The following is a 22,371-nucleotide window of genomic DNA, read 5'->3' as shown; positions in this document are numbered from 1 at the left end:
CACAGCGTGCACAATCCGTATGACTGACAAACAAAAACCCCGGTTGCCTTGGCAACCGGGGTTTTTCACTAATCTCTCAGGCAAAGCAACAGAGCGCTTTGCAACAAAGGCTACACAACGCCGTGCTCGCCGGGGCGCTCGTACTTTCCTTTTTGCTGCACAAGGGCAACATAAAAATCCGTATCACCGAGTGCCAGCAGCACAGCAGAAGACACGTAGATGGAAGAAAGCGTACCCACAACCACACCAATAAGAACGGTCAACGCGAAATCATGGATAACGCCACCGCCCACAAGGAACAGGGAAAGCGTCGCCAAAAAGGTCGTGCCGCTGGTGAGGATGGTGCGCGAAAGCGTCTGGTTGACGCTGCGGTTAATCAGCTCGGCCATGCTCAACTCGGGCGTAGCGCGCAGGTTTTCACGCAGGCGGTCATAAACAATGATAGTATCGTTGAGCGAGTAACCCACGAGTGTCAGCAGAGCCGCCATAACGTTGAGGTCAACCTCAACCTTCATGAGCGAGAGCAGGCCCAGAGTGATGCCCACGTCATGCAGCAGGCCCACAACTGCGCCGAGCGCGAAGTTGAGCCGCAGCACAAAGCACACCACAAGAGTGATGGCAAGCGAGATGAGCACAAGCCAGCCCATACCAAGCCCGGTGAGGCCCACAAGGTAGGTGCCGCCCCACAATGCCGCAGCCATGGCTGCGCCAGCCATCCAGCGTTGCTCGAACCGGCCAGAGATATACACGGCAATGAGCAAAACTGCGTAAAAAAGCGCGCTCAGCGCCTTGTTGGTCAAGTCCGCGCCAACCTTGGGGCCGACCACTTCCAGACGCTGAATTTCAGCCTTATTGTCCGGAAAGGCGGCGGCCAGAGAATCCACAACAGCGGTACGAACCTGTGTTGCATCGCTGTTTTCCGAATTGGAAAAACGCAGCAGATAGTCCCTGTCGCCATCGCCGAACTTCTGGGTGGTAATGCCCGGCAGTGCTGGAACTTCAAGACTTTTCTTTAATGCTTCGTCTTTCACGGGCTGCTGAAACTGGATCTGAACAATGACGCCGCCCGCAAAGTCGATGCCCATTTTGAGGCCGTTGCCCCACATGGTGGAGATAATGCCCACCAGAATCAGCAATGCCGAGATACCGTATGCCCAATGGCGCAGACCAATGAAATCAAACTTGGTGTCATGTCTGATAAAAGCGAAACCCATAATTGCCTCCCGGCGCGCTAGATGCTGATGCCCTTGGGGCCGCAATGCCGCGCCCACTCCTCAAAGATGGCCCGCGATACAAAGATGGCCGTAAACATGGAGGCCACGATGCCCAGTCCCAGCGTTACGGCAAAGCCACGAATGGGGCCGGTGCCGAACTGGTACAGGATGACGGTCACAATGATGGACGTGAGGTTGGAGTCTGTAATGGAAATGGCCGCGCGGTCAAAGCCTGCGCGCACTGCGGCAAGCGGCGTGAGGCCCAGCCGTATTTCCTCTCGTATGCGTTCATAGATCAGCACGTTGGCGTCAACCGCCATACCGATGGTCAAAACGATACCAGCTATGCCCGGCAGCGTCAGGGTTGCGCCAAAAGCGCCCATGCCCGCCATGACAATAAGCATGGTAAAGCAGAGCATGACGTCGGCAATGAGGCCGCTCAAACCGTAGTAGACGCCGATGAACAGCACCACGCCCACAGCGCCAACCATGGCAGCGCGGATGCCGCTGTCGATGGCTTCCTGACCCAGAGAGGGGCCCACCGTGCGCTCTTCAAGTACAGAAACAGGCGCGGGCAGGGAACCTGCGCGCAGCACAATGGCAAGATCCTGAGATTCGGCAGTGGTGAAGCTGCCAGAAATACTGGCTCTGCCCCCACCGATGCGCTCGCGGATGGAAGGGGCGGAATACACCTTGCCATCAAGCACAATGGCCATGCGACGGCCCACATTTTCACCGGTGACGCGTTCAAAAATACGCGCACCGCGAGCATTAAAATTCAGGGTAACGTAGGACTGGTTCATGTTGTCAAAGGCGGGCCGGGCGTCCGACACGTCTTCGCCCGTGAGCATGGCGTCCTTTTCAACAGCGATGAGGGTTTCTTTCTGCTGCTGGCCGGGGTTTTTCTCCAGCATGGGCAGCGCGATCACGCCGGGGGGCAGCACGGCCTTGCCGGGGTCAACGTCCTCGCGCACCAGATGGAACTCGAGGTGCGCGGTCTGGCCGATAACCTGCACGGCGCGGCGCGGGTCAGAAATACCCGGCAACTGCACCTGAATACGGTTGCCAGCCTGTTTGCGGATATCGGGCTCGGCCACGCCGAACTGGTCAATACGGTTGCGGATGGTGCGCAGGGCCTGATCAAGCGAAAGGTCTTCAATGCGCTTGACTTCCGCTGCGGTGAAGTGGGCCACATAGCGCAACTGCCCGGCTTCGCCCGCCTGCGGTTCGCCTACGTTCAACTGCGGGAACTGTCGGGCCAGCAGCTCGCGAAACTTCGGTTCGTTTTCCGCGCGCGGCAGCACGAATTCAAGAGCGGTGCCGCCCACCACGCGGGGGCGCAACACAACAATCTTTTCATCTTCGGCCACGCGGCGCAAATCCTGCCCGGTCAGGGCCAGCGAATTGCTCACGGCCTTGGCAACGTCAACGCCAAGCGTCAGATGGATGCCGCCCTTGAGGTCAAGGCCGAGATTGATTTTGCTCGACGGCAGAACGCGCTCAAGAGCTGTTCCCAGATAGGGAACGCTGGGGAGCGCGTAAACAAGGGACAACACAAAAACCATGATGGCTATGGACAAGCGCCAGAGCAGACCCATCGTTCACCTTCCACACAACAGATTAAGCTTTGCCGCAACCGCGCGGCTATCCCTTGAGGGACAGCCGCAGGGCTACCGACAAAGCCGGAAACTCCGAAGACCCGAAAATCCGGGCACGTCAAGAGGCAAAAGCCCTTGAGCCGATCCGGCAACCGCCAGTCCAGCTCATGGGCCATGCACTTTGCCCGCCTGGCAGAGGCAGACACAAGCCGCCAAAGCGACCTGCTACTTTTCTTCCTTGGTGTCCTTGCCGCCCTTGACAGGCACAACGCCGCCGATGGCGCCGCGAGAAACGCGCACCTTGGCTTCGCCGCTTTCAAGAAGCACCTGTTCATCGTCGATCTCAAGAATACGACCAAGCAGGCCGCTGGAGGTCATAACGTGGTCGCCGCGCTTCAGTTCGGACAGCATCTGCTTGTGGGCCTTGGCCCGCTTCTGCTGGGGACGGATAAGCAGGAACCAGAAAATGACAAACATGACGATGAGGGGCAGAAACTGCATCAGCATTTCCTGTCCGCTGGCGGGAGCGGCCCCGGCCTGAGGCGTGCCCATGGCATAAGCTAAGGATTCAAACAAAACGCACCTCCATAGGGTGTGGGTATAGCATTAAAAAAGTACCGCCCGGCATCGGCAAGGGCAAAAGGTTGCCCGCGCCCGATTTTCGCGCAATGCCAGCCAATTTCTATATACGCTGCGGCGCAATCTTGCAAGCCTTTCCCGCCGCCACTTCGCTGGCAAAGGCAGCGACAATGGCGGCCACGCGGCCACGGCTTTCCACGTGCGTTGTTGGCAAATGCCCGCCGTGAGGGCTTGTTACCCGCAAAAGATGCAGCCTCGCATCAGTCGCGCCGCACTGCTCAACCAGAAAACTGGAATTGAAGGGCGGGCATACTCCATCACTATATAGCTGCACGGCGCACAACGGCACAGATATCCCGCCAAGAGCCGCCCTCGCCTTTTTTTGCGCCAGCGCCAATTGCTGCAAGTGGCGGTACGAGCACAGGGTTTCGTGTCCCTGCCAGGGGGCAACGGCCCGGCTCGCCGCAGACCGTGGCGGCAACTGCCGCACTGGCTGCAAACGGCACCACAGGGGCAGCAGCGGCATGCGCCAGTCAGCAAGGAAAAAGGGATGCATACGCCACAAGAAAAGCGGCGTTGCCAGCAGGGCCAGGCCCGCCAGGGCCGGAAGTCGCCCCTCGGCGGCCTCTGCGGCAATGTTCAGCGCCAGCAGCCCGCCCAGCGAGTAGCCAGCCAGCAGCACGGGCCCGCCCGCGCACTGCTCAAGGTAGGCTGCGCGGGCGCAGTCAAGCCACTGCGAGTATGAACTTGCCAGATATTCTTCTTCCGAGGCGGCATGTCCCGGCAGCACGGGGCACAGGGCAACATGGCCCGCAGCTTCAAGGGCATCGGCCACAGGCCGTACCTCAAAAGGGCTCCCCGCCAGACCGTGCAAGACCAGACAACGCATGCTGTTCACGCCATTTCACCCGGTACGGCAAGAACTCTTGCCAAGCGCGAGCCAGGGCGCTACACCTGAAATCTCGCGTCGTTAATAGAAATATCACGCCAACCTGTCTGCGGAGAAACGCATGCGCCACTGCGACACATTGCTCCATGCCGCCTGCATCGTCACTCAGGACGAGCAGCGCCGCGTTATAGAAAAGGCCTCTCTGGCCATCGACAAGGGTCTGGTTGCCGCAGTCGGCCCCACCGCCGAAATTATCCAGAACTGGCAGTCCGGCAACACCCTGCACCTCGAAAACATGCTCGTTCTGCCGGGCCTCGTCAACGCCCACACCCATGCAGCCATGACCTTCCTGCGCGGCCTTGCCGACGACATGCCGCTCATGGACTGGCTGAACCAGCGAATTTTCCCAGTTGAGCAAAAGCTGACGCCGGAAATGGTGCGCCTCGGCAGCCTGCTTGGCTATGCGGAAATGCTGCGCACGGGCACCACCGCCTGCGTGGACATGTATCTTTTTGAAGAATCGGTCTTTGAAGCCGCCGACACGGCAGGTCTGCGCTGCCTGGGCGGCGAAGCGGTTTTTGCCTTTCCCTCTGCGGCTTTTCCAGGGCCGGAGGCAGCGCTGCACGCCACCCGCGCCCTGGCGGAAAAATATCGCAATCACGAGCGCCTGCGTGTGGCCGTGAACCCGCACAGCGTCTACACCACCACACCGGAGATTCTGACAGCCTGCCGCGACCTCGCGCAGGAGCTGGCCCTGCCCCTGCACATTCATCTGGCGGAAACCCCGTCAGAAACGCAGATATGTCTGTCTGCCCAGGGCAAAAGGCCTATGGAATACTGCCGTGGTCTCGGCCTGCTCGACGTGCCCTGCACCCTTGCCCATGTGGTGGATGTGACCTCGGCGGAGCTTGACCTGCTGGCCCGGCAAAAGGCCGTGGTGGCCCACAATCCATCGTCCAACATGAAGCTGGCCTCGGGCGCTGCTCCGGTGGCGGCCATGCTGGCGCGCGGCATGCATGTGGGCCTTGGCACGGATGGCGCTGCCAGCAACAACAGGCTGAACATGTTTTCAGAAATGGGCCGCGCCGCCCTGCTGCACAAGCTCACAGGGCTTGATCCCACACTGCTGCCTGCGGCGCAGGTGCTGGATATGGCGACCCTCGGCGGCGCAGCCGCCATGCACGATGAACGCCTTGGCTCGCTGGCCCCCGGCAAGGCAGCCGACTGCGTGGCCCTTGATCTCAACGAACCGAACCTGCAACCCATGTATAATGAAGTGTCGCACCTTGTGTATGCGGCCACGGGCATGGAAACCCGCATGACCATGGTGGGCGGCGAGGTTCTGTATCAGGACGGGCGCTTTACCCGCTTCGACTACCCTGCCCTGTGCGAAGAAATGCGCAACGTGCGCCGCTTTGTGCTTGAGGCGTCTGGCGCGTAACAGTTTTTCATTTGTCTATGTCAAAGGGCCGCCCCGAATCACGGGACGGCCCTTTTTTATTGCACTATCAGTCTAAGGGGTCTGCTACATGCCCAGGGCTTTTTTGCCAGCCTCGAGCACTGTGACAATCTTGTCCACATCATACACGCTGCCGCCCCAGGTGCCGCCGCTCACGGCCTGCAAAGCCGCCCACAGGCGGGTGTCGTCAGGCAGGGCGGGCGCGGGCTTGAGGCCGGGGTGGGTTTCACGCCCGGCAAGTACCTTGGCGCCTTCCTCAGGCGTGAGGGGATGCTGCGGGTCAGTGCCGATAAAGTTGACGCGGCCTTCCAGCTTGTTGCAGTCCACGACCATTTCCACAATATCGCCGTCGCGCAGCTTGGAAACAGGGCCGCCCACCAGTGCTTCCGGCCCGATATGGCCCACGCACGCACCGGTGGAAACGCCGGAGAAGCGCGCGTCCGTCAGCAGGCACACATATTTGCCATACGACAGATGCTTGAGCGCCGAGGTGAGCTGATAGGTTTCTTCCATACCGGTGCCGCAGGGGCCGCCGCCGATAACCACCAGCATATCGCCCTTTTCGATCTTTCCGGCCTTGATGGCCTTGATGGCGTCAGGCTCGGCGGTGAAAACCTTGATGGCCGCCGTGTGGCGGTAAACGCCGTCAGCATCGATGACCGTGGGGTCAATGGCCGTGGACTTGATGACCGAACCCTCGGGCGCAATGTTGCCCACAGGGAAGGTAATGGTGGAGGTCAGGCCGCGTTCTTTGGCGCGGGCGGGCGACATGATCACATCGTCCGGCTCCACGTTGTCCAGCTCCTTGAGCATGCGGCGGAAGTGGGCGCGGCGTTCGCTCTTTTCCCACCATTCAAGGTTTTCGCCCACGGTATGGCCGGTAACGGTGAGTGCGTCCAGATGCAGCAGGCCAAGGTCGCGCAGGTGCAGCATGACTTCCGGCACGCCGCCAGCCATAAAGGCGCGGACAGTGGGATGATACACGGGGCCGTTGGGCAGCACGCTGACCAGACGGGGGGCCATGCTGTTCACACGAGCCCAGTCTTCCACCGTGGGGCGATGGCAACCGCCCGCATGGGCAATGGCGGGCAGATGCAGCAGCAGGTTGGTGGAACCGCCAAAGGCCGCATGCACCATCATGGCGTTTTCAATGGCCTTGTCGGTGATGATATCCTTGATGGTGATGCCTTTTTTCAGCAGGCCCATCACGGCCTTGGCCGACTGACGGCCCACTTCCACCCACACGGGTTCGCCAGAGGGGGCAAGGGCCGTGTGCGGCAGGGCCAGACCAAGACCTTCGGCCACAACCTGCGAAGTGCCGGCAGTGCCGAGGAACTGGCAGCCGCCGCCAGCGGAACCGCAGGCGCGGCAGCCAAGGCGGGCTGCGTCCTCAAGGCTCAGTTCATTGTTGGAGTAACGCGCGCCGATGGTCTGCACCTTGCCGAGGTCTTCGCCGTCGGTGGGGGGCAGGGTCGAACCGCCGGGCACGAGCACGCAGGGCAGGTCGTGCATGGAGGCCAGAGCCATCATGGTTGCGGGCAGACCCTTGTCGCAGCTGGCAACGCCGATAACAGCGCCAACGGTGGGCAGGGAGCGGATCTGCCTGCGGAAGACCATGGCAGCATCGTTACGGAAGGGCAGGGAGTCATACATGCCAGTGGTGCCCTGGGTGCGACCGTCGCAGGGGTCGGTCACGTATGAGGCAAAAGGCACGCCCTTCTGCTGTTTGATCTCCTTGCTGGCGGCGGAAATCTGCAATCCCAGCTCCCAGTGGCCCACGTGCAGGCCCAGGGCATCGGGGGTGCCGTCGTCGTTGCGCTTGCCGCCAAGGGTGCTGATGATCAGCACGTTGGGGCCAAGAATATCTTCGGGCTTCCAGCCCATGCCCGCATCCAGGGTCATGCCGAAAATATCACCGCAGGGCAGTTCGCGCAGCATGTCGCCAGTGAGCGGCAGCGAACCCTTGGGGCCGGAAGCATGGGTCTTTACATCATATACATCGTTCTGCGGATTGGCGTAAATATCTGCAATGGACATAGCATACTCTCTTTGTTGAGAAGTTGCCGGTTTCAGCGGGCGGCCTGGGGGAGGCCGCCCTTTGCATCATTACAAGGCCCTGAAACCGTGACGGCGTCTGCGTAACCAACGCCGATTGCTCCATCTGGGCATTTCACGCTTGAAATGCCTTAAAAACCGCGCATGAATTCCCGCACGGCAAACATCTGGGCAGAAGTTGCCTCCTGATAGGGGGACGCAACCGTGGCAGAGGCAAAAATGCCCGCATCCACAAGCAGGCCCTTCATGGCCGCCATAAAGGGTGAGGAGAATCCGTACACACCCACAATGCGGTTGAACAACTGCTGATACTTCATGGTGCCGTCAAAATCGCGGGCCTTCATGGCATCGCGCCATGCCACGCACAGGTCGGGGCGCACGTTGGAAACAGCCGCAATGCAGCCGTCGCCGCCAGCCAGAACGTTTGACGCAAAGTTATGATCAAAGCCGCTCAATACTTCAAAGGATGGGATGTTGCCCTTGACGGTCTGGATAAGCTCCACCGTGTGGGCCATGTCAGGAATGGTGTCCTTGATGCCCACAATGTTGGGATATCGGCGGGCGAGTTCAAGCACCACGCTGGGCGAAATGCTGTACCCGGTGCGGTCAGGGTAGTTGTAGATGTACACCTTGCCGCGCACCTGCTCCGCCACCGCGCCGAAGTAGCTCATCACATCCGCATCGGTGAGGGCAAAGTACCACGGCCCCACCACCATCACGCCGTCCGCGCCCTGCTCAAAGGCAAAGTTGGACATGGCGACGCATTCTTCAACCCGCATGTCGCCAGTGCCGATCAGCACCTGCATACGGCGGTCGATATGCTTGATGGCCGCAGAAATCAGGCTCTTGCGTTCTTCAACAGAAAGATGCGGAAACTCACCGGAACTGCCAAATATGGCCGCACCGTCAATACCGGCATTAATAAGAAAGTCGTAATGTTTGAGGCACGACTGCACGTCGATTTCTGTTTTGCTTTTCAGCGCGGTAAGTGTGGGCGTTATATATTTCATCATACTCTCCATATAGCTCTGTTAGATAACAAACGATGCCAGGTAGCAGAATATCGCCGTGATGATCGACACGATGCAGCCAGACAGCGTGAAGGACAGGTACATGTCTTTGACCGACATGTTCAGGAATTCGCGGAAAAACCAGAAGCCGGAGTCCGTAACATGCGACCAGCCAATGGCGCCCGCGCCAATGGAAATGCACATGAGCGCAGGGTCAACAGGATGCACGGCCAGCACAGGGCTGATAAAACCCGCAGCCGTCATCATGGCGACGGTGGCGCTGCCAAGGGCAAAGCGCATGATGGAAGCAATCAGCCAGGCCATGATGACCGGGTGCATGTTGAGCGTGACCAGTACGTCCTTAAGAACGTTGCCCATGCCGGAATCCATGATGACCTTGTTAAAGCTGCCCGCAGCGCCAATGACCAGCAGAATGGAAACCATGGGCAGGAGGGATTTGTCGCAAAAGCCGCTCAGCTCAACGGAGCTGAAGCCCCGCTTCACGCCAAGGAAGATCAGGGAAGCCACGGCGGAAATGAACAGGGCGATCACAGGGTGGCCCAAAAATTCCACCAGGGGCATGTAGGGCGCATCCTTGCTGGAGGAAAATTCCACCACGGTCTTGCCGATCATGAGGATCAGCGGCAGCAGTGTCAGCAGCAGGGTTCCGCCAAAGTTGGGCAGGTCGCGGCCATCCTTGCTGATAACCGTGGTAACGGCCCCTTCAGGCAGCGGCACAATGATGTTTTTGCTGATGTACTTGGCAAAGATGGGGCCGCCGATGATGGCGCCGGGCACCACCAGAACGAGGCCGTAAAGGATCACCTTGCCCACATCGGCGTTCAGTTCCTTGGCAATGGCCATGGCTGCGGGATGCGGCGGCACAACGCAGTGCACAACCAGCAGGCCAGTGTAGAGCGAAAGCGCCACCAGCAGGATGGAAAGCTTGGATTCCTTGGAAATGGAGAAGGCCAGAGGCATCAACAGCACCATGCCCACCTGGGCAAACACCGGGATACCGCAAATATAGCCGATAATGAGCATGGCCCAGTAGGCCTTGGTCTGACCAAAAACGCCAATAAGCGATTTGGCGAGCCGCTGCGCGCCGCCCGAGACTTCGAGCATCTTGCCCATGAACGCGCCCAGCGCCAGGATGGGAGCCAGAAAGCCCAAGGTATTGCCCATACCCTTTTCAATGGACGAGCCAATGGCCCCCAGGGGCATGCCGCTGGCAATCCCCAAAAAGGCGCAGGCAGCCATCAACGCCAAAAATGCATGAACCCTGTAACGCACGCACAGCAACACGATGCCGACGATCGTCACACCAAGAATAATCAGAGCACCCGTTGTTCCCATTTGGTCACCCTCTTTTCAGGATTGCAGCCTCATTGTTTGTATATACGAACTTAATACGTAAATACAAACTATACGGACAGGCAATCTGCGTCAAGCATCCCCTTGACCCTTTCTTGAAAAAATTATTTTTCCGTGCAAAACAATGGGCATGCAAGACCAACAAAAAACGACTGTCCACATGCCGACCCAGCGGGTCATTTCACTTCTTGAAGCCCTGGCTGATACAGAACACGGCCTCACGCTTACCCAGCTTGCCCAGTGCATCGGCAGCAGCAAGGGCACGATCTCGCCTATCCTTGAAACCCTGCAACAGCATGATTTTGTTCGCAGAGATAAGCTTTCTGGTAGGTATGAACTAGGACGGGGCCTGTACCTGTTTTCAGAGGGTTTTCGCACGCAAGACCCACTCATGGCACAGGCGCAGTCCTGCATGCGGCAGGTGGTGGACGCCTGCGCCGAAATCTGCCAGCTGGGCATTCTCTCCCATACCGAGGTGCTCTACATAGCCAAGGTGGATTCGCGCGAGCCTATCCAGATCATATCGCGCGTGGGGTCGCGCATGCCAGCCCGAAAAACGGCTCTGGGCAAGGCGCTGCTCAGCCAGTGCAAAAGGGAGGAAGTGGTCGCCCTTTTTGCCGGGGAGCTCTGCACCGAGCCTTTTGACATGGACGCCTTTCTGGAAGAGCTGCAAAGGGTACGTCAGGGGGCCATCGCAAGAGATATTGGCGAAATCAACCCGCAGCTGCATTGCTACGCTGTGCCTGTTACTTTTGCCGGACGCGTGGACTGCGCCATGAGCGTCTCCCTGCCAGCCTTTCGCGACACGCCGGAGAAACACCAGAGGTTGAGAACGAACTGCGCAAGGCGGTGGCAAAGCTTGAGCAGTTCATGGACGAAACGCACGAATGCTTCTGCCCCTAGGGTTGTGACAGACTGGCATTAAAATATTTTGCGGGGGTGAGGGCTTTTTGCATAAGCGCATCCAACCTGCCCCTCTCGTAGTACTTCAAAATTGCAGGGATCACCGGCCAGAAACAGGCCCGCGCACACCTGCTGCCATAAAAAAAGCCCCTCTGCCGGACATTCCAGCGGAGGGGCTCAACTTTTTCAGCAAAGTCAGCCTACTGCGTCATAAAGGCGTGCATGGTCACAAGCGTGTCCATGTGCGCGGCAGAAAAATGGCTCATGGCGCGGTCGGTATCCGCCCCGGCCTTGACGGCCATTTCAAGCTCAAGCGCAGCGGCGGCCAGCGCCTTGGCCCCCAGGTTGGCGGCTGCTCCCTTGGTGCTGTGCACAAGGTTACGGGCTTCTTCCTTGTTGCCGCTCTTCAGGGCCTGAGCCACCTTTGACGGGGTGTCGCGCTCTGTCTCGATAAACTTGGCAAGCAGCTTGACATACATGTCACGCTTGTTGAGCACCCTGGCAATGGCTTCCTTCCAATCCAAAACTTCCTCGGTCATGTTGTCCTTCTTGGCGCAGGTTAAGAAAAAGCGGCAAGCCGCTTGCAGTAATAACGCGGTCGGCATCCCCAAACCCGGATAAGCCGCAAATACCCCCTGGCGGCGCACCCGGCAGGCTGGCGATACATGCCGTAACGGCGTCAGTCTGCTGGGCGAATACTGCCAGCAACAAATTACCCTGACAAGGACTTTATGCGCCAAACACAAACACAGGTAATCGAGAATAATTTCAAGGCATTTGCAGCTGCCTTCAGAGGCATGAAAGCTGTTCGCGACCCTTGCCGGGCGCTGCTGGCTCGTGGATGGCTAGTAGGTCAGGTTTTCTGGCAGTACACAAAAATCTGCAGGCCCGCCCTTTTCCAGCCGCCCTGCCCCACAGCCCAGAAGATTCAGGGCGGCAGCGCCGTTAACCGTCAGCATGCGCACCAGAGCTTCCGGCGGCACGTCCATTGTTTCGCGCAGCCACACCGCCTCTTTGCGCACATCCAGATCGCGGTTGGAGGTCAGCCCGTCCGTGCCAAGGCACAACAGCGCGCCGCTTTCCATAAGTTCGCGCACAGGCGGCACCCCTACGCCAAGATTGCGGTTCGAGCGCGGGCACAGGCACAGGGCCGCGCCGCTGGCTGCCAGCACTTCCACTTCCTGCGCATCAAGCTGTACGCCGTGCACGGCCAGAGTACCGGGGCCGAGCAGACCCAGCTTCACCGCATAGGCCAGCGGGCGCAAACCCGGCGCAGACCAGTCTGGCGGCAGCACTCCCCCGGCGTACAGATCGCGCAAAGGCCCGCTGCCCGATGTGAGCAACTGGGTTTCTTCGGGCGATTCCGCAAGGTGGAAGGAAAACACGCGCCCCATGCGGGAGCAGTCCTGCCGCGCGGCGCTGAGGATTTCCGGCCCGGTGGAATACAGGGCATGCCCGCCGGGAGCGCAACGGGCCATGAGAAATGGATCATCAGCCAGAGCCTGACGGCAACGCGGCGGCCAGGGGCGTTCACCATCGGCAAAGGGCGCGCCAAAGCCAAACCATTCGCAAAAATGGCTTGCGGTCAGCCCCGCCTCATTGCAGGCCGCATCGGCCAGAACCGTGCCGCCGGGCAGGGATCCAGTGATGTTGCCCACATACAGCGTGCCGTACAGGGCCAGCGCGGCGCAGGCGCTTTCCACGGCATCCGCCTGCGGGGCAGCGCCCAGCAGGGGAATAAGGCTTTGCAGCCAGGCGGTGAAGCCACGCCCCCAGCGGGTTTTCTCCGCCAGATGCGAAAGTTCCAGATGCGTGTGCGCGTTGACGCAGGCAGGCGCAAGACAAACAGCGCCCACGTCGCGCACCAGCGTACCTGCGGGCAGTTTTGCCTGCGACCACGGCAAAACATCCTCCACCAGCCCGCTACGCACCAGCAGCACGCCGTTATCGATCTTTTTCAGCGGGGCAAAAAGGCGGGCGGCCCGTGCCGGGCCTTCGCCGCCAAGGGTCAGAATGCTCTTGGCCCTGATGGCCAGCAAGGCCCCCGACGGCTCGTCAGATTCAGGAAATTCCGTGGCTTCAGGGTTCATGGGGCCTCCGCCGTCAACGGCTTCTGCGGGCAAACTGCCCGCCCGACACATAGAACGTGTTTTCCACAATGAACAGAGCGCGCGGATCAATGCTGAACACCAGATTCTCCAGCCGCTTGAGCGCCACATTGTTGGTGACGGTGAGCAGAATTTCGCGGTCGGAGCCGGAATAGGCCCCCTTGCCGCGTACAAGCGTAGCGCCAAAGCGCTCTGTCACCAAAATGGCCTCGCTGATTTCTTCACCGTGGTCAGAAATGATCATCACAAGCTTGCGCCGGTTGAACAGGCCCAGCACATATTCCAGCGTACTGGCCGAAATGAACATCATCAGCATGGAAGCAACAATGAGGTCCAGCGCCATGTGCGAGGCCGCCGTAAGAAACAGCAGGGAATTGAACAGAAAATTGAATTGCCCGATGGGTACGCTCCAACGTTCCTTGAGCAGCACGGCAACCACATCCGTACCGCCGCTGCTGCCAAGCGTGCGCAGCATGATGCCGCAAGCTGCGCCGTGCAGCACCCCGCCCACCACGGTGGCGTACACTTCGTTGGTAATGGGAATTTCAAAGGTGATGAAAAAACTGAACAACGTGGTGCAAAGGGTTCCGTAGGCCGTGTAGAGCAAAAAACGTTTGCCCACGCCAAACCAGCCCAATGCGTACACAGGAACGCACAGCAGGGCATACCAGACCAACGGCGTGAGCGTGCCTGTCCAGTAATTGACCAGCAGGCCCACGCCCATGACTCCCCCGGAAAGGAAGCCATGGGGCGCGGCCACGCTCTGAATGCATATGGCCATAAGAACCGACCCCAGCGTAAGCCAGAGCAGGTTCCAGATCACCGATTCGGCCAGAGCCTTGTTGTACGACTGAAGCTTCATGGGTCTACGTTACACCAGGCCCCAGATCATCTTCAAGGCCACCAGGATCAAAAAACAGGCAAAACCTTTCTTAAGCTTGTCGGCAGGCAAGGCATGCGAAAGCTTTGCTCCAAGCGGAGCGGTCATAAAGCTGGCTGTGGCAATGCCCAGCAGTGCCCACAGGTTCACAAAGCCAAGCGACATGGCGGGCAGATCAGGCCTGCCCCAGCCGCCCACAATAAAGCCCAGCGTACCCGCCACGGCAATGGGAAAGCCAATGGCGGCAGAGGTGCCCACGGCATGGTGCAGCGGCACGTTGCAAAAGGTCATGAACGGCACGGAAAGCGTACCGCCGCCGATACCCACAAAGCTCGACACAAGGCCGATGACTCCGCCCACGCCGGCGGTTCCCATCTTGCCGGGCAGATCGCGACTGGCCGGGGGCCGGTAGTTGGAGAGCATCTGCGCCGACACAAAGAGGATAAAGCAGATAAAAAATATCTTCAGGAACATGGTGGGCATATGGGTGGCAACAAGACCACCGAAGAACGTACCCACAAGAATGCCGGGGGTAATGGCCTTGAAGATATCCCAGTGTACGGCGCCACGGGCATTATGCGCCCGCGCGCTGGAGATGGAGGTGATCATGATGCTGGCAAGCGATGTGCCGAGCGCCATCTGCTGCACATACTGGGCGGGAACACCCACTGTGGGGAAAATGGCAACCATCAGGGGCACCAGAACAATGCCGCCGCCAACACCCAGAAGCCCGGCCAGAACACCGGCCACAGCCCCGCACAAGACGTAGGCCACAAGAGACACAAGCATGTGGTTCTCCTCGCTGAAGATACTTACAGCCGCGCCGCAAAACGTCTGCATCAGTGCGCGGTACGCTTACAACTAGACAATGCCCCTGCAAGCGTCAACCGACTTTTTGCTTTACAAAGCGCCCAAGCGCGCCTACATTTGCTACTTATGAAGACCAACGCCCGTTTGCGCAATTTCCTATGGCAGGGCAAGCACAGCGCCCCCGGCCTCCCTGATTTTTTTCGCATTTGCAGGCGTTTTTCGTATTCCCCCGTTGTATAGCAACGGGGATTTTTTTTGACCTTTTTACAACGCAACGTCATGAATACCGACAATCGCTACCACTGGCCCCACAAAGACCTGCTGGACGTCACCCAACTGAGCGCGGAAGACACCATGCACCTGCTGGACCTGGCCGCCAGCTTTCAGGAAATCAACAGCCGTCCGGTCAAAAAGGTGCCTACCCTCAAGGGCAAGACCGTTGTGCTGTTTTTCGTGGAAAACAGCACCCGCACCAAAACGTCCTTTGATGTTGCGGGCAAACGCCTTTCCGCCGACACCTATTCCCTGGCAAAATCAGGCTCAAGCCTGAACAAGGGCGAAAGCCTCAAGGATACGGGCCTCACCCTTCAGGCCATGGGGCCGGATGTCATTGTCATCCGCCACCCCAGCAGCGGCGCGGCGCGCTTTCTTGCGGAGCTGCTGCCCTGCGGCATCGTCAACGGCGGCGATGGCTGGCATGCCCACCCCACCCAAGCCCTGCTCGACTGCTACAGCCTGCGGCAGGCGTGGCAAAACCGCTTTGCCGGTCGCACCCTGCTGATTCTGGGCGATATCGCCCACAGCCGCGTGGCCCGTTCAAACATGCACCTGCTCACCATGCTGGGCGTCAAGGTACGCCTGTGCGCCCCGCGCACCCTGCTGCCCGCAGGGGTGGAGCACTGGCCCGTGGAAATCTATACGGAGCTGGACAAAGCCGTGCGCGATGTGGACGCCGTCATGTGTCTGCGCCTGCAACTTGAACGCCAGCAGGCGGGCCTGTTGCCCGACCTTGCGGAATATTCCCGCCGTTTCTGCCTTGGCTCCAGCCAGCTGGCCCTTGCCGCGCCCGAGGCCAAGGTTTTGCATCCCGGCCCCATGAACCGTGGGCTTGAAATTTCCAATGACATAGCAGACGCCCCCGCGAGCCTGGTGCTGAATCAGGTGGCCGCAGGCGTCGCCACGCGTATGGCCGTGCTCTATCTGCTGGCCACGCGCAACGATGGAGTACGCGCATGAGCCTCTTGATAAAGAACGCACGCCACCTTGAAGCCCCGGTAGACCTGCTGGTGCGGCACGGCAAGATTGTCACCATGACCCCGGCAGGCCACCACGCCTACGACAGCCGTGAAGTTTTTGACGCCAGGGGCCTTGTGCTCATGCCCAGTTGCATCGATGCCCACGTGCATCTGCGTGAACCGGGCTTTGAATACAAGGAAGACATCGCCTCCGGCCTCGAGGCCGCCGCGCGGGGCGGCTTTGGCGCGGTGATGTGCATGGCCAACACCAAGCCCGTCAACGACACAGCCAGCATTACGCGCGCCATGCTCGACAGCGCCCGCAAAAGCCACCCCAACGGCCCGCGCCTCCACCCCATTGCCGCCGCCACCGTGGGCCTCAAGGGCGAGGAAATGGCCCCCCTCGCGGAACTCAAGGAAGCGGGCTGCGTGGCTGTTTCCAACGATGGCCGCCCGCTGGAAAACGCGGAGCTTGTGCGGCGCATCATGGAATACGGCGCAGACCTTGATCTGGTGCTCATAGACCACTGCGAAGACCCGCATCTGGCTAAGGGCTGGCGCATGCACGAAGGCGTGACCAGCGGCCTGCTGGGCGTCAAGGGGCAGCCCGCCGCTGGCGAGGCCAATCAGGCCATGCGCGACATTATGCTGGCCGAATACCTTGGCGTGCCCGTGCATATCGCCCATGTTTCCGCAGCGCTGACCGTTGACTGCATCGCCTGGGGCAAGGCGCGCGGCGTCAAGGTGACTGCCGAAACCTGCCCCCACTATCTGCTGCTGGATGAAACCGCCCTTGAGGGCTACAATACCCAGGCCAAGGTCAGCCCGCCACTGCGCACCGCCGCAGACCGCGAGGCCTTGCGCCGCGCCGTGAAAAACGGCACCATCGACATACTCGCCACAGACCACGCCCCCCACGCCGCCCACGAAAAAGAAGGCACCCTGGACGATGCCATGTGCGGCTTTACCGGGCTTGATCTGGCTGTCAGCCTCACCTGGGGGCTGGTGGCCGAAGGCGTGCTGACAGAGGCCGATGTGCACCGGCTGTGGAGCCGCCGCCCGGCAGAAATTTTCAACCTGCCCTGCAACGGCTTTACCCCCGGCGATCCAGCAGATTTCTTCCTGCTTGACCCGGACGAAACATGGGTTCCCGGGCCGGAAAACCTCTATTCCAAGAGCTGCAACACGCCATTTCTGGGGCAGACCCTGCGCGGCAGGGTCAAGCACCACTGGTTGGACGGCATGCAGCTGTTCTGATGCCCTGCGGGGATCATTACAGGGGGTTTTATGTACCGTATTCTGCACGATCAGGAGCTGTTCCGCAGCCAGTGCCTCATCAATGGGCACTGGCGCGATGCGGCCGAAAAAAGCGTTATTGAAGTCGTTAATCCCGCCAATGGCAAGCAGTTGGGCACCGTGCCAAACTGCGGCGAGGCCGAAACCCGCGAGGCCATTGAAGCCGCGCAGGCGGCCTTTGCTGTCTGGAGCGCACGGACGCCTCTGGAACGCGGCGCCCTGCTCCACGCCTGGGAACGCGCCATTGCCGAGAACATTGAAGATCTGGCCCGCCTGCTTACCCTTGAAGAAGGCAAGCCCCTGGCCGAGGCCAGAGCAGAGATCCTTCAGGGCGCGTCATACTTTCCATGGTTCGCGGAAGAAGCCCGCCGCTTCAGCGGCGAGGTCACGCCCGTATACCGCCACGGGGTGCAGGCCCTCACTCGTCATGCCCCTGTAGGCGTGGCTGCGGCCATCACGCCGTGGAACTTCCCCATGTCCATGATCCCGCGCAAGGTGGCCCCTGCGCTGGCGGCGGGCTGCACCATGGTGGTCAAACCCGCCAGCGCCACGCCGTATAGCGCGCTGGCAATGGCGGAACTGGCCGTGCGGGTGGGCATCCCCGCCGGGGTTTTCAACGTTGTTACGGGCAGTGCGCGGCGCATCGGCAACGAGATTACCTCCAACCCGCTGGTGCGCAAGCTCAGCTTTACCGGCTCAACTACAGTGGGGCTGCAACTGGCAACCCAGTGCGGGCCTACGCTCAAACGCATTTCCATGGAGCTTGGCGGCAACGCTCCCTTTATTGTGTTTGACGATGCGGACATGGACAAGGCCGTGACCATGGCCATGGCCTGCAAATTCCGCAATGCCGGGCAAACCTGCATATGCGCCAACCGCTTTCTGGTGCAGAGCGGCGTGGTGGAAACCTTCGCCACCAATCTGCTCGATCACATCAGCGACATGCGCGTGGGCGACGGACTCAAACCGGAAACCGACATGGGCCCGCTCATCAATGCCGATGCCGTGGCCCACACTGATGCTCTGGTCAAGGACGCTGTGGAAAAAGGCGCGCAAGTGCTGTTCGGCGGCAAGCCCCACAGCCTTGGCGGCAATTTTTACGAGCCAACCCTGCTGGTGGGTCTGACCTCGGAGATGCGTATTTTCCGCGAAGAGATATTCGGCCCGGTGGCTGCCGTCATGACTTTTGACGATGAGGAAGAAGCCATTTCCCTTGCCAACGATACGGAATTCGGCCTGGCCTCATATGTCTGCACGCGCGACATGCCGCGCATCTGGCGGCTGTTCAACAAATTGCAGTACGGCATGGCTGGCTTCAACGATGCGGGCCTTGCCGCCGCCGAAACGCCCTTTGGCGGCGTGAAATTCAGCGGCATTGGCCGGGAAGGCAGCCGCGAGGGCCTTCAGGAATACATGGAAACCCACTATGCCCTGCTGGGCGGGCTGAACTGACGCGCCAGCGAGGAGTACTCATGCCCGAACGTGAACCTGTCGCAGCCGGGCGTTTCTATCCCGCTTCGCCCGGTGAGCTGCAAAAGGAAATCAAGTCATACCTCACGGCTGGAAAAGCCTTGTCTGCAAATGCGCCCATTGACGCCAAGCGCAAGGCCTCTGCAAGCCTGCGCGGCCTTATGCTTCCCCATGCTGGCTACGTTTACTGCGGCAAGGTGGTTGGGGCCGCGCTCATGAGCCCCTGGAACAAAACCACAGCCGGAGCCAGCCTGCCGGAGCGGCTTGTGATGCTCTGCCCCAACCACACGGGCAGGGGCGCGGCCCTTGGCGTGTGGCCGGATGGCGCGTGGCGTACCCCGCTGGGCAATGTTGACGTGGATGCGGAGCTGGCCGCCAGCCTGTGCGCCAAGGGCGGTTTTGCGCCCGACCTGCACTCGCACCTTGACGAGCATTCCATAGAAGTCCTGCTGCCTTTTCTGCAATGCATGCCGCCGCAGGGTACGCCCGGCGCGACCCGCCGCATCACCCCTGTGTGCGTGGGCACCATGCAACACAAAATCTTGCAGGAAGCGGGGCTGGCGCTGGCGGAGGTCATCCGCCAGTACGAAAGCAAGGCCGAGCGGATCGGCGTCATCGTCAGCTCCGACATGAACCATTACGAAGATCAGGAAACCACCATGCGCAAGGATGCTTTCGCCCTTTCGCAGGCGCTGGCCTGCGACCCGGAAGGCCTGCTCACCATGGTGCAGCGTGAAAAAATCACCATGTGCGGGGCGGCCCCCATGGCCCTTGCCCTGTTTGCCGCCCGCGCCCTGGGCGAACCATGGGCGGAACTGTGCCTGTACGACACTTCAGCCACGGCATCGGGCGATACGCGCAAGGTGGTGGGCTACGCCGCCCTACGCTTTGGCCTTGCATGAGGCCTCAACATGACGCCCCGGCACAAATAATTCCTGCCCACCGGGCTGTCTGCTGCGCGGCAGCGGGGAACAAAACCCTGCGGCCGCGCAGAGTTGCGTGATCTGGCTTGCGCATTTTTTTACCATATCCGACATATGCCGCATATCCGCCAAAGGCGCGCCAGCGCTTAAACAGCGCCGTTGCACCTCGCCACGCTCCAATAAAGACAGGCATCTGAATACGCCGCATCTCTGGACAGGGGGTGGCAAGTTTGCCACTATGCGGCATCACAAAACCAAGGGGATTACCATGGAAGTGTGCATCGCGTATCTGCGTGGCAAACCGATCATGCTGGAGCTGCGGGACGGCATCGCCTATCTCGACAACGAGCCCCAGCCCATCAAATATCTCGATGAAGCAAAACTTCAGGAATTCAGCGATTCCATCCGGGCCATTCCGTATTCCGCTGATCCTGGCTATGAAGCGCTGGTCAATTCCAAGCGCGCGGCCTTTATTGTCACCCTAATTGGCAGCGCCGTGGGCGAGGAATGCGTTTCCAGGCTGACCCATATTCTGGATCACGTGCATTACGATGTGCTGGAGTATCTGGGCGAAACCGGAGAAGAAGATGCTTGAAATCCGTGACCTGCATGTTTCGGTCAAGGGTACGCCCGTGCTCAAGGGCATTGATCTGCACATCCGCCCTGGCGAAACATTCATTCTTTTTGGCCCCAACGGCTCCGGCAAAACCACCCTGCTCATGACTCTCATGGGCTTTGCGGGGTATGAGGTCACGCAGGGGCAAATCATCTACAAAGGCACAGACATCACCCACGCGCCCATGTACGAGCGTGCGCGCCTCGGCATCGGCATGTCGTTTCAGCGGCCCCCCACCATTCATGGCCTGCCCACGGGCAAGCTGGTGGAACTGTGCGGGCGCGGGCGCAAGATGGATATAGAAGACATGGCCCGCAAGGTGCATTTTGACCATTTTCTCAAGCGCGATGTGAACGCGGGCTTTTCCGGCGGCGAAATCAAGCGCTCCGAACTGCTGCAACTCATGGCCCAGAAGCCAGACCTGCTGCTCTTTGACGAGCCGGAATCCGGCGTTGACCTTGAGAATATGGCGCTTGTGGGTAAAACAGTTCGCTACCTGCTTGACGGCACGCCCGACCGATGTTGCGCCACGCTGCGGCAGCGAGAGAAGGTGCGCTCCACCAGCGGTCTTATCATCACCCACACCGGTCATATCCTTGAATACGTCAATGCCCACCGGGGGCAGGTCATGTATCAGGGCAAGCTGTGCTGCGAAGCGCGGCCCCGCGAAATTCTGGATCACATCGCTACCCACGGCTATCAGGAATGTCTGCGCTGCCTCACCGGCGACATGCTTGGCAAAATTGCGGAGGCGCCCCTTAAATGAGTTCTGTCAATCTTTCCCGCTTTCAGTTCAGCGGCGGCGAAAACGCCGCGCCCATTGAAAACCTCGCAGCCCTGCCCCGCGAGGATCAGGAACGTCTGGTGCTGGCTGGCATCGATGTGAACGACAGCACCGCAAGCGGTGCGTTCATGCAGCTCAACCACGCTGGCGTGCACTGCGAAACGCGCCATGAAGGCCTCGACCTCATGGACATCCGCACGGCGCTGAAAAAGTTCGACGGCCTGCCCCAGTATTTCTGGAAGCTGCTGAATCCTGAAAAGGACGAATTCACGCGCATGGCGCAGGAGCACTGCAACGGCGGCTACTTTGTGCGGGCGCGCAAGGGCGTCAAAATCGCCCAGCCCGTGCAGTCCTGCATGTTCATCAAGGGGCACGGCGCGGGCCAGAGCATCCACAACATTGTGATTGTTGAAGAAGGCGCGGAGCTGCACATTCTTGGCGGCTGCGCCACTGCGCACGATGCCAACGATGCCGCCCATCTGGGCGTGACCGAATATTATGTGGAAAAAGGCGGCAAGCTGACCTTTACCATGATTCACAACTGGGGCAGCAGCACGACTGTACGCCCCCGTTCCGCCGGGATTGTGGAAGCCGGGGGCGAGTTTCAGAACAACTACATTCTGCTCAAGCCCGTGGGCGACCTGCAAATGTACCCCACCATGACCCTGGCTGGAGCCGGAGCCGTGGCCCGCTTCAACTCCGTTGTAGTGGCCCCCACCGGCTCCCATGTGGACTGCGGCAACCGCATTGACCTTGCGGCCCCCGATACGCGCGGCGAAATCATCTCGCGCGTTGTCACCACGGGCGGCACGGTCATCAACCGGGGCTTTATCGGCGCTTCCGCCGCACCCGCCAAGGGGCACCTCGAATGCAAGGGGCTGATTCTTGGCGGTGGGCGCATGCACGCCATCCCCGAGCTGGACAGCAACCAGGACGGCGTGGAACTTTCGCACGAGGCAGCGGTGGGCAAGATCGCGCAGGAGGAAATTGAATACCTCATGGCGCGCGGTCTGGACGAAGACGAAGCCGCCGCCACCATTGTGCGGGGCTTTTTGAACGTGGACATCATGGGACTGCCCGCCCCGCTGAAAAAGGCCATGGACGAGCAGATTTCCTTGCTGGAAGCGGGCAACGCCATGTAGCAAGGGGCAGCTTTTGCGGCCCGCCC

The 22,371-nt window shown here is 60.1% G+C and carries 20 protein-coding genes; 9 read left to right on the top strand and 11 right to left on the bottom strand.

Annotation, left to right across the window (positions count from 1 at the left end):
• Positions 1–110 precede the first annotated feature (110 nt).
• The 4 genes from secF to JMF94_RS04195 form a co-directional block, all read right to left on the bottom strand.
• Positions 111–1,214, bottom strand: coding sequence for a protein translocase subunit SecF (gene secF / locus JMF94_RS04210; protein WP_240823919.1), 1,104 nt, complete (start codon positions 1,212–1,214; stop codon positions 111–113).
• A gap of 17 nt (positions 1,215–1,231) precedes the next feature.
• On the bottom strand, positions 1,232–2,812 hold the full coding sequence (gene secD, locus JMF94_RS04205) for a protein translocase subunit SecD (RefSeq protein ID WP_240823918.1): 1,581 nt from the start codon (positions 2,810–2,812) through the stop codon (positions 1,232–1,234).
• A 225-nt stretch (positions 2,813–3,037) separates the two neighbouring features.
• Entirely contained in the window at positions 3,038–3,364 is a 327-nt protein-coding gene (yajC, locus tag JMF94_RS04200) for a preprotein translocase subunit YajC (RefSeq protein ID WP_240823917.1), read from the bottom strand.
• A gap of 130 nt (positions 3,365–3,494) precedes the next feature.
• Positions 3,495–4,280: an alpha/beta fold hydrolase gene (locus JMF94_RS04195; RefSeq protein WP_240823916.1), complete on the bottom strand. Its 786-nt coding sequence runs from the start codon at positions 4,278–4,280 to the stop codon at positions 3,495–3,497.
• 121 nt (positions 4,281–4,401) lie between these two features.
• Here JMF94_RS04195 and JMF94_RS04190 point away from each other — a divergent pair, with 121 nt between their 5' ends.
• On the top strand, positions 4,402–5,721 hold the full coding sequence (locus JMF94_RS04190; RefSeq protein ID WP_240823915.1) for an amidohydrolase: 1,320 nt from the start codon (positions 4,402–4,404) through the stop codon (positions 5,719–5,721).
• A gap of 84 nt (positions 5,722–5,805) precedes the next feature.
• Here the strand turns inward: JMF94_RS04190 and JMF94_RS04185 are convergent, their stop codons facing one another.
• The 3 genes from JMF94_RS04185 to JMF94_RS04175 all read right to left on the bottom strand — a co-directional run bounded on the left by JMF94_RS04185 (position 5,806) and on the right by JMF94_RS04175 (position 10,160).
• Entirely contained in the window at positions 5,806–7,776 is a 1,971-nt protein-coding gene (locus JMF94_RS04185; protein WP_240823914.1) for a YjhG/YagF family D-xylonate dehydratase, read from the bottom strand.
• Positions 7,777–7,925: 149 nt separating this feature from the next.
• The gene (locus JMF94_RS04180) at positions 7,926–8,804 is read right to left on the bottom strand and encodes a dihydrodipicolinate synthase family protein (RefSeq protein ID WP_240823913.1); all 879 of its coding nucleotides are present in this window, start codon (positions 8,802–8,804) and stop codon (positions 7,926–7,928) included.
• A 21-nt stretch (positions 8,805–8,825) separates the two neighbouring features.
• Positions 8,826–10,160: a gluconate:H+ symporter gene (locus JMF94_RS04175; protein WP_240823912.1), complete on the bottom strand. Its 1,335-nt coding sequence runs from the start codon at positions 10,158–10,160 to the stop codon at positions 8,826–8,828.
• Between the two features lie 148 nt (positions 10,161–10,308).
• On the opposite strand from JMF94_RS04175, the gene JMF94_RS04170 reads away from it, so the two are divergent.
• A complete protein-coding gene (locus JMF94_RS04170; protein ID WP_240823911.1) occupies positions 10,309–11,103 on the top strand; it encodes an IclR family transcriptional regulator in 795 nt (264 codons plus the stop codon).
• Between the two features lie 178 nt (positions 11,104–11,281).
• Here JMF94_RS04170 and JMF94_RS04165 read toward each other — a convergent pair whose 3' ends face one another.
• From JMF94_RS04165 to JMF94_RS04150, 4 genes are all read right to left on the bottom strand, one after another.
• Positions 11,282–11,620, bottom strand: a complete 339-nt coding sequence (locus JMF94_RS04165; RefSeq protein WP_240823910.1) for an Hpt domain-containing protein — start codon at positions 11,618–11,620, stop codon at positions 11,282–11,284.
• 306 nt (positions 11,621–11,926) lie between these two features.
• The gene (locus JMF94_RS04160) at positions 11,927–13,171 is read right to left on the bottom strand and encodes an amidohydrolase family protein (RefSeq protein ID WP_240823909.1); all 1,245 of its coding nucleotides are present in this window, start codon (positions 13,169–13,171) and stop codon (positions 11,927–11,929) included.
• A gap of 13 nt (positions 13,172–13,184) precedes the next feature.
• The gene (locus JMF94_RS04155; protein ID WP_240823908.1) at positions 13,185–14,051 is read right to left on the bottom strand and encodes a YitT family protein; all 867 of its coding nucleotides are present in this window, start codon (positions 14,049–14,051) and stop codon (positions 13,185–13,187) included.
• Between the two features lie 9 nt (positions 14,052–14,060).
• Positions 14,061–14,858: a sulfite exporter TauE/SafE family protein gene (locus JMF94_RS04150; RefSeq protein WP_240823907.1), complete on the bottom strand. Its 798-nt coding sequence runs from the start codon at positions 14,856–14,858 to the stop codon at positions 14,061–14,063.
• Positions 14,859–15,158: 300 nt separating this feature from the next.
• Between JMF94_RS04150 and JMF94_RS04145 the strand changes: the two genes are divergently transcribed.
• From JMF94_RS04145 to JMF94_RS04115, 7 genes are all read left to right on the top strand, one after another.
• Entirely contained in the window at positions 15,159–16,115 is a 957-nt protein-coding gene (locus tag JMF94_RS04145) for an aspartate carbamoyltransferase catalytic subunit (RefSeq protein WP_240823906.1), read from the top strand.
• The gene (locus tag JMF94_RS04140) at positions 16,112–17,371 is read left to right on the top strand and encodes a dihydroorotase (RefSeq protein ID WP_240823905.1); all 1,260 of its coding nucleotides are present in this window, start codon (positions 16,112–16,114) and stop codon (positions 17,369–17,371) included. The genes JMF94_RS04145 and JMF94_RS04140 overlap by 4 nt, the downstream gene beginning before the upstream one ends.
• 30 nt (positions 17,372–17,401) lie before the next feature.
• Positions 17,402–18,862 (top strand): NAD-dependent succinate-semialdehyde dehydrogenase, encoded by a 1,461-nt coding sequence (locus JMF94_RS04135; RefSeq protein WP_240823904.1) that lies wholly within the window; start codon positions 17,402–17,404, stop codon positions 18,860–18,862.
• A 20-nt stretch (positions 18,863–18,882) separates the two neighbouring features.
• On the top strand, positions 18,883–19,782 hold the full coding sequence (amrB, locus tag JMF94_RS04130) for an AmmeMemoRadiSam system protein B (RefSeq protein WP_240823903.1): 900 nt from the start codon (positions 18,883–18,885) through the stop codon (positions 19,780–19,782).
• A 289-nt stretch (positions 19,783–20,071) separates the two neighbouring features.
• Complete coding sequence (locus JMF94_RS04125; RefSeq protein ID WP_240823902.1) at positions 20,072–20,398, top strand: hypothetical protein; 327 nt, start codon at positions 20,072–20,074, stop codon at positions 20,396–20,398.
• Positions 20,391–21,185: an ABC transporter ATP-binding protein gene (locus JMF94_RS04120; RefSeq protein WP_192112438.1), complete on the top strand. Its 795-nt coding sequence runs from the start codon at positions 20,391–20,393 to the stop codon at positions 21,183–21,185. Before JMF94_RS04125 ends, JMF94_RS04120 begins: the two co-directional genes overlap by 8 nt.
• Positions 21,182–22,345, top strand: coding sequence for a SufD family Fe-S cluster assembly protein (locus JMF94_RS04115; protein ID WP_022657960.1), 1,164 nt, complete (start codon positions 21,182–21,184; stop codon positions 22,343–22,345). Before JMF94_RS04120 ends, JMF94_RS04115 begins: the two co-directional genes overlap by 4 nt.
• Positions 22,346–22,371: the final 26 nt, after the last annotated feature.

Source organism: Desulfovibrio sp. UIB00, from assembly GCF_022508225.1.
In the GTDB taxonomy this organism is placed as follows: domain Bacteria; phylum Desulfobacterota; class Desulfovibrionia; order Desulfovibrionales; family Desulfovibrionaceae; genus Desulfovibrio.
Note: the sequence above shows the minus strand (reverse complement) of the source record. Positions and strands in the feature narration are given on the sequence as shown.

Coding starts and splice junctions, on each gene's coding strand:
- JMF94_RS04135 (WP_240823904.1), top strand. CDS start 17,402: ATGTACCGTATTCTGCACGATCAGGAGCTGTTCCGCAGCCAGTGCCTC.
- JMF94_RS04190 (WP_240823915.1), top strand. CDS start 4,402: ATGCGCCACTGCGACACATTGCTCCATGCCGCCTGCATCGTCACTCAG.
- JMF94_RS04125 (WP_240823902.1), top strand. CDS start 20,072: ATGGAAGTGTGCATCGCGTATCTGCGTGGCAAACCGATCATGCTGGAG.
- JMF94_RS04170 (WP_240823911.1), top strand. CDS start 10,309: ATGCAAGACCAACAAAAAACGACTGTCCACATGCCGACCCAGCGGGTC.
- JMF94_RS04140 (WP_240823905.1), top strand. CDS start 16,112: ATGAGCCTCTTGATAAAGAACGCACGCCACCTTGAAGCCCCGGTAGAC.
- JMF94_RS04175 (WP_240823912.1), bottom strand. CDS start 10,160: ATGGGAACAACGGGTGCTCTGATTATTCTTGGTGTGACGATCGTCGGC.
- secD (WP_240823918.1), bottom strand. CDS start 2,812: ATGGGTCTGCTCTGGCGCTTGTCCATAGCCATCATGGTTTTTGTGTTG.
- JMF94_RS04165 (WP_240823910.1), bottom strand. CDS start 11,620: ATGACCGAGGAAGTTTTGGATTGGAAGGAAGCCATTGCCAGGGTGCTC.
- yajC (WP_240823917.1), bottom strand. CDS start 3,364: ATGGGCACGCCTCAGGCCGGGGCCGCTCCCGCCAGCGGACAGGAAATG.
- JMF94_RS04155 (WP_240823908.1), bottom strand. CDS start 14,051: ATGAAGCTTCAGTCGTACAACAAGGCTCTGGCCGAATCGGTGATCTGG.
- JMF94_RS04160 (WP_240823909.1), bottom strand. CDS start 13,171: ATGAACCCTGAAGCCACGGAATTTCCTGAATCTGACGAGCCGTCGGGG.
- JMF94_RS04180 (WP_240823913.1), bottom strand. CDS start 8,804: ATGAAATATATAACGCCCACACTTACCGCGCTGAAAAGCAAAACAGAA.
- amrB (WP_240823903.1), top strand. CDS start 18,883: ATGCCCGAACGTGAACCTGTCGCAGCCGGGCGTTTCTATCCCGCTTCG.
- JMF94_RS04115 (WP_022657960.1), top strand. CDS start 21,182: ATGAGTTCTGTCAATCTTTCCCGCTTTCAGTTCAGCGGCGGCGAAAAC.
- JMF94_RS04145 (WP_240823906.1), top strand. CDS start 15,159: ATGAATACCGACAATCGCTACCACTGGCCCCACAAAGACCTGCTGGAC.
- JMF94_RS04150 (WP_240823907.1), bottom strand. CDS start 14,858: ATGCTTGTGTCTCTTGTGGCCTACGTCTTGTGCGGGGCTGTGGCCGGT.
- JMF94_RS04185 (WP_240823914.1), bottom strand. CDS start 7,776: ATGTCCATTGCAGATATTTACGCCAATCCGCAGAACGATGTATATGAT.
- JMF94_RS04195 (WP_240823916.1), bottom strand. CDS start 4,280: ATGCGTTGTCTGGTCTTGCACGGTCTGGCGGGGAGCCCTTTTGAGGTA.
- JMF94_RS04120 (WP_192112438.1), top strand. CDS start 20,391: ATGCTTGAAATCCGTGACCTGCATGTTTCGGTCAAGGGTACGCCCGTG.
- secF (WP_240823919.1), bottom strand. CDS start 1,214: ATGGGTTTCGCTTTTATCAGACATGACACCAAGTTTGATTTCATTGGT.